Source organism: Cytobacillus oceanisediminis (assembly GCF_004366035.1).
In the GTDB taxonomy this organism is placed as follows: Bacteria; Bacillota; Bacilli; order Bacillales; family Cytobacillaceae; genus Cytobacillus; species Cytobacillus oceanisediminis_C.
Map to the genome: position 1 here is coordinate 215,301 of NZ_SOEE01000009.1, position 8,670 is coordinate 223,970.

Annotated in this window: 8 protein-coding genes and 18 tRNA genes; 1 reads left to right on the forward strand and 25 read right to left on the reverse strand. The window is 42.2% G+C overall.

What is annotated here, in order from left to right; translation table 11 throughout:
• Positions 1 to 237 precede the first annotated feature (237 nt).
• The gene (locus tag DFO72_RS22270) at positions 238 to 657 is read left to right on the forward strand and encodes a hypothetical protein (protein WP_113884295.1); all 420 of its coding nucleotides are present in this window, start codon (positions 238 to 240) and stop codon (positions 655 to 657) included.
• 38 nt (positions 658 to 695) lie between these two features.
• Here the strand turns inward: DFO72_RS22270 and DFO72_RS22275 are convergent, their stop codons facing one another.
• The 25 genes from DFO72_RS22275 to DFO72_RS22395 all read right to left on the reverse strand — a co-directional run bounded on the left by DFO72_RS22275 (position 696) and on the right by DFO72_RS22395 (position 8,666).
• The gene (locus DFO72_RS22275) at positions 696 to 1,565 is read right to left on the reverse strand and encodes a cation diffusion facilitator family transporter (RefSeq protein ID WP_113884296.1); all 870 of its coding nucleotides are present in this window, start codon (positions 1,563 to 1,565) and stop codon (positions 696 to 698) included.
• Between the two features lie 231 nt (positions 1,566 to 1,796).
• Complete coding sequence (locus DFO72_RS22280) at positions 1,797 to 2,585, reverse strand: DUF2935 domain-containing protein (RefSeq protein ID WP_113884297.1); 789 nt, start codon at positions 2,583 to 2,585, stop codon at positions 1,797 to 1,799.
• A gap of 130 nt (positions 2,586 to 2,715) precedes the next feature.
• Positions 2,716 to 3,276, reverse strand: coding sequence for a hypothetical protein (locus DFO72_RS22285; RefSeq protein ID WP_113884298.1), 561 nt, complete (start codon positions 3,274 to 3,276; stop codon positions 2,716 to 2,718).
• Positions 3,273 to 3,905, reverse strand: coding sequence for an SCO family protein (locus DFO72_RS22290; protein ID WP_113884299.1), 633 nt, complete (start codon positions 3,903 to 3,905; stop codon positions 3,273 to 3,275). The genes DFO72_RS22285 and DFO72_RS22290 overlap by 4 nt, the downstream gene beginning before the upstream one ends.
• 60 nt (positions 3,906 to 3,965) lie before the next feature.
• Positions 3,966 to 5,660 (reverse strand): cbb3-type cytochrome c oxidase subunit I, encoded by a 1,695-nt coding sequence (locus DFO72_RS22295; protein WP_113884300.1) that lies wholly within the window; start codon positions 5,658 to 5,660, stop codon positions 3,966 to 3,968.
• 13 nt (positions 5,661 to 5,673) lie between these two features.
• Positions 5,674 to 6,138: a cytochrome c oxidase subunit II gene (locus DFO72_RS22300; protein WP_113884301.1), complete on the reverse strand. Its 465-nt coding sequence runs from the start codon at positions 6,136 to 6,138 to the stop codon at positions 5,674 to 5,676.
• Positions 6,139 to 6,150: 12 nt separating this feature from the next.
• Entirely contained in the window at positions 6,151 to 6,291 is a 141-nt protein-coding gene (locus DFO72_RS22305; protein ID WP_134177280.1) for a cytochrome c oxidase subunit 2A, read from the reverse strand.
• A 578-nt stretch (positions 6,292 to 6,869) separates the two neighbouring features.
• Positions 6,870 to 6,946, reverse strand: a tRNA-Ile gene (locus DFO72_RS22310).
• A gap of 6 nt (positions 6,947 to 6,952) precedes the next feature.
• Positions 6,953 to 7,026, reverse strand: a tRNA-Gly gene (locus DFO72_RS22315).
• Between the two features lie 14 nt (positions 7,027 to 7,040).
• Positions 7,041 to 7,114 (reverse strand) — tRNA-Cys (locus DFO72_RS22320).
• Positions 7,115 to 7,121: 7 nt separating this feature from the next.
• Positions 7,122 to 7,196: transfer RNA gene (locus DFO72_RS22325), tRNA-Gln, on the reverse strand.
• A gap of 25 nt (positions 7,197 to 7,221) precedes the next feature.
• Positions 7,222 to 7,297 (reverse strand) — tRNA-His (locus DFO72_RS22330).
• An 11-nt stretch (positions 7,298 to 7,308) separates the two neighbouring features.
• Positions 7,309 to 7,382 (reverse strand) — tRNA-Trp (locus tag DFO72_RS22335).
• A gap of 7 nt (positions 7,383 to 7,389) precedes the next feature.
• Positions 7,390 to 7,473 (reverse strand) — tRNA-Tyr (locus DFO72_RS22340).
• Positions 7,474 to 7,495: 22 nt separating this feature from the next.
• Positions 7,496 to 7,571 (reverse strand) — tRNA-Phe (locus DFO72_RS22345).
• 25 nt (positions 7,572 to 7,596) lie between these two features.
• Positions 7,597 to 7,673, reverse strand: a tRNA-Asp gene (locus DFO72_RS22350).
• 3 nt (positions 7,674 to 7,676) lie between these two features.
• Positions 7,677 to 7,750: transfer RNA gene (locus DFO72_RS22355), tRNA-Met, on the reverse strand.
• A 185-nt stretch (positions 7,751 to 7,935) separates the two neighbouring features.
• Positions 7,936 to 8,028: transfer RNA gene (locus tag DFO72_RS22360), tRNA-Ser, on the reverse strand.
• A 23-nt stretch (positions 8,029 to 8,051) separates the two neighbouring features.
• A tRNA-Met gene (locus DFO72_RS22365) sits at positions 8,052 to 8,128 on the reverse strand.
• A gap of 18 nt (positions 8,129 to 8,146) precedes the next feature.
• Positions 8,147 to 8,222, reverse strand: a tRNA-Ala gene (locus DFO72_RS22370).
• Positions 8,223 to 8,243: 21 nt separating this feature from the next.
• Positions 8,244 to 8,320: transfer RNA gene (locus DFO72_RS22375), tRNA-Pro, on the reverse strand.
• Positions 8,321 to 8,325: 5 nt separating this feature from the next.
• A tRNA-Arg gene (locus DFO72_RS22380) sits at positions 8,326 to 8,402 on the reverse strand.
• Positions 8,403 to 8,409: 7 nt separating this feature from the next.
• Positions 8,410 to 8,484: transfer RNA gene (locus DFO72_RS22385), tRNA-Gly, on the reverse strand.
• Between the two features lie 6 nt (positions 8,485 to 8,490).
• Positions 8,491 to 8,575: transfer RNA gene (locus tag DFO72_RS22390), tRNA-Leu, on the reverse strand.
• A 15-nt stretch (positions 8,576 to 8,590) separates the two neighbouring features.
• Positions 8,591 to 8,666: transfer RNA gene (locus DFO72_RS22395), tRNA-Lys, on the reverse strand.
• Between the last annotated feature and the right edge of the window lie 4 nt (positions 8,667 to 8,670).

Below are 8,670 nucleotides of genomic sequence, written 5' to 3' on the forward strand. Positions count from 1 at the left end.
CGTTGCAAACCAGCATGATTCTATAAAGTTAAGCTCTTAATCTGATATTAAAATCTATCATTTAGCTTAACATATTAAAAATGCATGCAGCAGCCCAGCTCAGTTATATGTTTTCCATTCTGAAAAACAATATAGATCATGGTAGCTTGTTCCTATTTTCAGAAAAACATATCACGGTTTTCCTTAATGTCTTATAATCAACTTAAACTATTAAAAGAAAGGAGATCAACAGAATACGTGCTTTACATATGGGATATCGAAAAGATTATAAAAAACACCTTGGATGGGTTCCAATTGGATATTAACTATGAGTTCTGCAATACACTTACTGCACCCATGAGCTACAACGTTTCAACAAATACAATTAAGTTTAACTACCTGAAAGTGAACGGCTACATAGCAAAAATTAATTTTAAAATAAAAGAAACAGATGAGAACCTGGTTAAATTAATGCTATTCCATGAAATCGGGTATTATCTGGACTTCAAGAAAAACAAACATGATATAAGAACGCTAATGTACGGAGAAGATGACGAGAAAGAACAGCTCATGTCTGAAATAGAAAAAAACTCCTGGGATTTTGGAAGAAAAATAGTACCGGAACAACTGGTAAATGCCTATGATCATTTACGGGAATTGGATAAAATGTTCAGCTAGAAAAAGAAATGCGCCTCATCAAGAGACGCATTTCTTTTTTAATTCGGTTCCACATGGACGTGAACATCATAAACCCCATAATCCTTCATCATTACTTTCTCCACATGTGTCGCAATATCATGGGCTTCCTTAATATCAAGCTTGGAATTAACCAGAATAACCACATCAATCACTTCATTGTTTCCATAGCTTCTGCCTTTAATATCTTTAATGCCTTTTACCCCGTCTACATTTTTGATGACATCCTGATAATGCTTAATCTTTTTTTCATCAAATCCATCAGATAGTTCATGGGAGGCTTGTACAAAAATATCCCAAGCCGTTTTGCATATTAAAAACCCGACAAAAACGGCTGTTAATGGATCAAGCCATGGCATGTTCAGCTGCGAACCAAAAATTCCGACGGCAGTGCCTATACTCACCCATGCGTCTGAAATATTGTCCTTTGCCGCTGCCATTACGGCCTTGCTGTTAATCTTCATAGCTAAATTTTTATTGTATCGGTATACAAAGTACATTGCAACTCCAGAAATAACTCCGGTATATGCCGCAAAAATATCAGGAGATTCATTAACTCCATCAAACATGGATGAAACAGCATTAAGCAGAACTTGAAGACCTACTGCAGCCATTATGAAGGAAGCTACCATGGAAGCAATGGTCTCACTCTTCCAATGGCCATACCCATGATTTTTATCCGGCGGACGCTGAGAAATCCTAAGCCCTATAAGCACTGCAATTGAAGCGATTATATCTGTTGTATTATTCAACCCATCCGCTTTCAAAGCTGCAGAGTCACTCACATATCCAATTGTTAATTTTAGTACAGAAAGACATATATAAGCTGCAATACTAATAAAAGCAGCACGTTCGCCTAACTTAAGGTTATAATACTTTTCCTCTTCCATGCCCCAGCCTCCTAATTTACCCTTGATTATATTACCAAGCGGAATTCGGGTGGGTCTAGAGCAATCTTTTTGTCTTTTATTAAATAAATAAGCAAAATGCAATTAAGTTGCACTAGTGAAAAATCAAGCCAGCCCCGTAATAGGCTGGCTTGATTTGAATCATCTTAATGTACATAAAGAGGAAACAGAATTTGTACAGCCTGAAAGAAACAGCCCATCTTCCAAGCAAATCTAAGCCTTCTTAAGACTCGTCTCAAACAAATCAATAATTTCCAAAAATCTCTCAGCTTCTCTAAACGTATGATCAGCCAGAAGAGGATGAATATTGCTTTTGATCCGGCATGCCTCTATTAATTCTCTGGCTGTTTTCTTGAAATCCCTCAATGAAGCAACTGATACTTTATTCTCATTTAAAAAATAGCTAAGTATTGGTTTCGTTTCTGATTCAGGCTGCATAGAGTCAAGATCAACAGCTTGAAAGACCAATTGGTCGAAATCATGGCTAAACTCTCTTGCCTGTTCTACCAGCTTTCTTTCCGAAGGATCCAGTAAATGGCCAATAAACTTAGCATGGTCAGCCATGATCCTTAAAAAGAAGACATTTTCTTCTATAATGGCCTCCGGTTTTGGTGCGAGTATCCCTGAGTTGAGGTCTTTTAATCGATTTGCAAAGTATGCAGCTTCTCTGCTGATATGGTCAATCAATAAAGGAAAATTATTTGAACGGATTTCGCATCTTAATGTCAGCCCCAGCACTTTCCTCTTATAGCTCCAGATGGCAGCAGCTGCTTGATAAACCTCATTATTAAATGCCTGAACCTGGCTAAGTTCTGAGTTGATTGTAAATCTGGCCAGCTTTTCCTCGATTCTTTCAAATAAAGCGATAAATTGCTGTGCTTCGGCAATTAATTGTTTCTGTTCATAGGTAAACCCCAAACTTAAAAATAGTGCATGTTCTTTCATAATCCTGGACCAAAATTTAATTTCATCCAGCGATCTAACGACTATTGGATTCGCCATGTTTTCCCCTCCCCAATTACTCACTCCTTCTCATATATATTTATGATTTTCTGCCATTATTCTTTTATTGAAGCAGATAAACCAGCTGATAAATGTAAAAACTGCTCCCAAGACGGCAGCAGTCATTCTTTTACTCATATTTAGAAAAATCCATAAAATAGCTATAAATCAAGTAAATAACCATTGCAAACGCAGTTGAAATAAAACCCCAACCCAGCGTAATCTGCTCGATGACCAAATAGTTATTGCAAAGCTGTACAGGGGACCAGATGTATAGCCATCCCAGAGCTAAAAATAAGATAGTAAAGAAAATAATGAGAGCATGCTTCCAAAATGAACTTAGCTTTGGCCAGCTGTCCCGCAATGGCACACCGCCCAAAAATGGAAGTGAGATAAATTTAAAGACTTCCACACTCGTAAGCGTCAATGCTTCATCCATTGTCCTTGGCAGAGACCAATACACCAGAATGATTGAAAACAGCAATATACCCGGCACTCCGTTTTCATTCCATTTTGAGAAAAATCCCGTGAAGCGATTCTGAAAGAACTTTGCCATGAATATACCAGAGATCACCAGTAAAGGCATTTGCATATGCATATGGGTAATCATGATGGACTCCAGAAAATCAGCTGCAGGCGGAAGCATCAATACAAGCAGCAGGAGTAATCCGTAAACTGATGACTTCATCATTCTTCCCCTCCGCTCTCCAGAATCTCCGTTATCCGTTCAGCCGCTTCTTCAATTAAGGTGTAATCCATGACTTCAACTAACTGTCCTTTTGGATTCACCAGATAAAAGGCAGAGTTATGGGCAAAATTGCCGTATTCATCTGGAATGACAATGACGCCAAATCGATCAAGCAGAGATTCAAGCTCCATCTGTTTCGGTATCCTCGCCATTCTCCACGTTTCTCCGTCACTGCCAAAAGCCTTGCGGTAAGTTTCCAATGTTTTGGGAGTATCCCGCTTTGGATCAAAACTAATGCTCAGGAATTGAATATCTTGGCCAATATACTTTTCTGGAATCCGTTTATATACTTCAGACATATTAACCTCCAGTTCAGGACAAACAGTACCGCATGAAGTATATAAAAAGGTAATAAACACATACTTCCCTTCAAATTCTGTGAAAGAATAGGTCTTCCCGTTATTATCTTCAAGCGTTACATCCGGGAACTTGGGCTTTTCATCCATTAACTGATTAACCCTGGCTGTTTCAGCAGTAAAAGCCTGAAAGCCATCTGTGCCAATGTAAAAAAGTATCACGCCAAACACCAGTACAACCAAGCTTGAAAGTGCCGTTTTATTTTTTGGAAACATGATTCATCACTTCCTTTTAAAAGAAAGAGACAGCCCAGCACCCGAGCTATCTCTCTTTCCTTACCAGGTTTTATAAGGAGGTGAACCTGGAGGAGCATTGACAATAAAATCGACCAATGGAATGACATAAGCCATGCCGACAAGGACAATCATACACACAATCCATAACCCCCAGCGCTCTGTCCATCTAGGTGTTGGCGCTTCATCCTCTTCTACATCCGCAACAGGGAATTCTGTGTTTCCTTTTGGCGCAAAGAACATGAGGTAGAATACAGCATATACCTGCATAAGTACACCGATCATCAGAAGGGTACCACCGATAGCCAGGAAGAACAGATAAGGATCCCAGCTTAAAGCAGTTGCATTGTCAAAGTATGTTGAATAGGAAGTTCTTCTTGGAGAACCCAGCAGACCCACCCAGTGCATCGCACCGGACATGATGATCATACCGAGCGTCCATATGATCGTTTGTATAACCCCAAGTTTATTGATCTGCGGTGTCAGCATTCTTTTTGATACATAGGGAATAAGCCAGTAGCTGATACCGAAGAACGTCATGACGACAGACATGCCAAGTGTTAAGTGGAAATGACCGACAATCCACATTGTGTTATGAACTACCTGGTTCAATTGGTTTGTGCTTTGTACTATTCCTCCCGCTCCGGCAGGAATAAAAGCAGCCATCGCGATAAATGGTGCGAGGAATCGAACATCTCCCCAAGGAAGTTTCTTATACCAGCCGATAAGACCTCTTCCGCCTTTCTTTCTCGCTGTACGCTCAAATACGGCAAACATAGCATAAGCAGTCATTAATGAAGGGAAACCAATTGCCAAACTCATAAACACATGCATGTATTTCACAGGTTCAGAAATACCAGGATCAATAATCTGATGATGGAAGCCGCCGGTAATATTCATAATTACTAGTGCAATAACCACAATCCTTGTTAAAAGGTCATTCCATCTTCGGCCGCCAATAATCTTCGGTACTATAACATACCAGGCAGAGACTGCCGTTAAATACCAGATGTTTACCAGCGTATGGCCGAACGCCCAGAACAGCGTGCGTGCAACCATGACATTTATTGTCTCCACCCATCCAAAAGCCCAAGGGATAATGGTAAAAACCTCAATGGCTACAGGTATGCTTCCAAAAAATAAGAGAACAAATACACCGGTTGCAAAGAAAGAAAGAATAGGGATATGCTGGCCGGGATTCCTCTTTCGCCAGCTAGCCACATTAATAAATGCACCAAAGGCGCACATCCATACACCCAATACAATGAAGACTAAGCCGATATAGAAAATGGGTGAAGCAGCCATTGGCGGATAGAAAGTATACATAACAGATGCTTCATTCATTAAAATCGGAATCACAGCTAGGACAAATCCGAAAATCTTCATCCAGAAGCCAATCCAGGCCATCTTTCTTACCTTAGGAAGCAGTCCTCCCAGAGTATGCGATAATCCAGCATAGAAGTAACCAATTGTGAAGAAAGCCGAAAGAACGACTACCAGCAGCAGACCGTGAGCTGTAAGAACCTGATAATAGTTCAGCCATGCCGGCAATTCCAGCATTCCAGCCCGGTTCAGTCCTTGCAAAAGTCCAAGTATTCCGCCCAGCAGGATGGCTAAAAAAGCAACAGATAAATATGATTTCGTTATTTTTGCATCCTCCAGGCTAATTCCCATAACTTTATTTGCTTTATCCTTAAAAGCTTGTGTTTTTCCCGTTTGCTTAATAACTGTTTCCACTGTTATCCCCCCTTTATTTCACCGTAATGGTAGTACTCATCATCTGATGGCCTGCACCGCAGTACTCATTGCAAAGAACCAAATATTCACCCGGCTTATCAAATTTCTGAGTGATCTTTTGTACATAGCCAGGCACAACCATTGCATTTAAGTTCGTGTCAGCAACCTGAAAGCCATGCACGACATCTTTTGATGTCATAGTAAAATGAACCGTTGATCCTGCAGGAACTTCAATTTCATTTGGGGTAAAGCTGAATACCTGAAGGGTCATGACTACTTCATACTCTTTCTCGCCTACCTTTTTAATCCCGGGATTATCGAATGGCGCTGTTTCATCCACTTTTTGAGGATCAATTCGCTCTCCATAGCTTGGCGGCCCCATCTCCAGGGCGAATGTCTGATAGCCCGTAATCAACATGAATCCAATAATCATTCCAAAGCTTAATATCAGCCATATCTTCTCCGACCGATGCATCATTTTATATCCCCCCTATAATCTGGTCATGTACAGGCCATACACAATTAAATAAGTAACAAAGATCCCAAGCCCCACAACTGTAACTGAAAAGAACGTACCCCTTAGAGAGTTATGTTCCTTTGAACTGCTCTGGACCACTTTTCGCGTTTCCACCTTCTATCAGCTCCTTAGCTTTGTTACCTACATCATAGTTGAGAAGGGTTTTCATAAAAGTGAAATGAATCACACTTTTTTCATATATTCGCAGGCAAAGATGCTGAGATATAAGCAAAAACACAGTAATATCAAGGTTTTCCTCCATTGAATTCTATACTGGCAAGCATGACGATTCACAAATAGTTCACAAAAGATCTACTCACGAATAACCCCATGCTAATGGGGAGTCTTAAGATCTCGCCTCTTCATATTCGCTTTTCTTCTTTAGGTACAATTAGACTTTTTGTCACTTATATCCCCTTTCCCGTTGTCTTAGGAATGATTAATCCTCTTTCGTTCCCTTGCATTCAAACTTCCTAACTTACAGGAAGAAATTTAAACGAAACTCCATCATCTACTTTTCTTTATTTTAAAAAAACCTGTCTCTCTAAGAGACAGGCTTTATACATATTGATTGATACAAAGATTTGGGAACAGAAGCTTTTAAATAGGTATCCCATAACCATTTCAAGAAAAGTTTCTATAAACAAAAAAACCAATCCCTATTGGAATTAGTTTGAAAATGGTATGTATAATGGTGGGCCTAAATGGACTCGAACCATCGACCTCACGCTTATCAGGCGTGCGCTCTAACCAGCTGAGCTATAGGCCCATATGTTGGAGCGGGTGAAGGGAATCGAACCCTCATCATCAGCTTGGAAGGCTGAGGTTTTACCACTAAACTACACCCGCATATGATTATCAGTTGGAGGCAACACCCGGATTTGAACCGGGGATGGAGGTTTTGCAGACCTCTGCCTTACCACTTGGCTATGCTGCCTTAAAAATGGCTGGGCTAGCAGGATTCGAACCTGCGAGTGACGGAGTCAAAGTCCGGTGCCTTACCGCTTGGCTATAGCCCAATAATAATGCTGTCTAAAAGAATAATGGGGCGATTGATGGGAATCGAACCCACGAATGTCGGAGCCACAATCCGATGCGTTAACCACTTCGCCACAACCGCCACTATCCTACTGGCAGGGGTAGCAGGAATCGAACCCACATCAAAGGTTTTGGAGACCTTCGTTTTACCATTAAACTATACCCCTATATAAATGGTGGAGGGGGGCAGATTCGAACTGCCGAACCCGAAGGAGCGGATTTACAGTCCGCCGCGTTTAGCCACTTCGCTACCCCTCCAAGTCTGAAAAGACTAAGGAAATGGTGGCTCAGGACGGAATCGAACCGCCGACACAAGGATTTTCAGTCCTTTGCTCTACCGACTGAGCTACTGAGCCACATATTATTTGCTTTTTGTAAAAATGGCGGTCCGGACGGGACTCGAACCCGCGACCTCCTGCGTGACAGGCAGGCATTCTAACCAACTGAACTACCGGACCAGATTGCGGGGGCAGGATTTGAACCTGCGACCTTCGGGTTATGAGCCCGACGAGCTACCGGACTGCTCCACCCCGCGATAGTATTATTTATGTGATTTTTCCATGCTCACATCTAGCATTTCATCTCGCAGCTTATTCAATGAAGTACCGCCCCGATTTCAGAAAGATTATTCAAGCAGCAGCTCAATCGGTGCGCTGAAGTAATTCCTTCGAAGATTATACGGGCGTGCTCCACCCCGCGATAGTATTATTAAATAAAATATGGAGGAGGAAAGGGGATTCGAACCCCTGCGCGGTTTGACCCGCCTGTCGGTTTTCAAGACCGATCCCTTCAGCCGGACTTGGGTATTCCTCCGATGCAATAAAAAATAAGCATATTGGTAGCGGCGGAGGGGATCGAACCCCCGACCTCACGGGTATGAACCGTACGCTCTAGCCAGCTGAGCTACACCGCCATTATGACTAAATATTTATGGTGGAGCCTAGCGGGATCGAACCGCTGACCTCCTGCGTGCAAAGCAGGCGCTCTCCCAGCTGAGCTAAGGCCCCATGTAATAAAAGAAGTGTCGCTGGTCGGGAAGACAGGATTCGAACCTGCGACCCCTTGGTCCCAAACCAAGTGCTCTACCAAGCTGAGCTACTCCCCGTAATATGGCGCGCCCGAGAGGAGTCGAACCCCTAACCTTTTGATCCGTAGTCAAACGCTCTATCCAATTGAGCTACGGGCGCAAAATAATGGAGCGGAAGACGGGATTCGAACCCGCGACCCCCACCTTGGCAAGGTGATGTTCTACCACTGAACTACTTCCGCTTAAAATGGTGCGGGTGAAGGGAGTCGAACCCCCACGCCTTGCGGCGCCAGATCCTAAGTCTGGTGCGTCTGCCAATTCCGCCACACCCGCAATATGAAATTAAAATGGTGAGCCATGAAGGACTCGAACCTTCGACCCTCTGATTAAAAGTCAGATGCTCTACCGACTGAGCTAATGGCTCATAC

What these genes read in the sequence shown, in the direction of transcription:
- DFO72_RS22275 (WP_113884296.1), bottom strand. Translation starts at nt 1,565, where the DNA reads ATGGAAGAGGAAAAGTATTATAACCTTAAGTTAGGCGAACGTGCTGCT.
- DFO72_RS22300 (WP_113884301.1), bottom strand. Translation starts at nt 6,138, where the DNA reads ATGATGCATCGGTCGGAGAAGATATGGCTGATATTAAGCTTTGGAATG.
- DFO72_RS22290 (WP_113884299.1), bottom strand. Translation starts at nt 3,905, where the DNA reads ATGTTTCCAAAAAATAAAACGGCACTTTCAAGCTTGGTTGTACTGGTG.
- DFO72_RS22285 (WP_113884298.1), bottom strand. Translation starts at nt 3,276, where the DNA reads ATGATGAAGTCATCAGTTTACGGATTACTCCTGCTGCTTGTATTGATG.
- DFO72_RS22280 (WP_113884297.1), bottom strand. Translation starts at nt 2,585, where the DNA reads ATGGCGAATCCAATAGTCGTTAGATCGCTGGATGAAATTAAATTTTGG.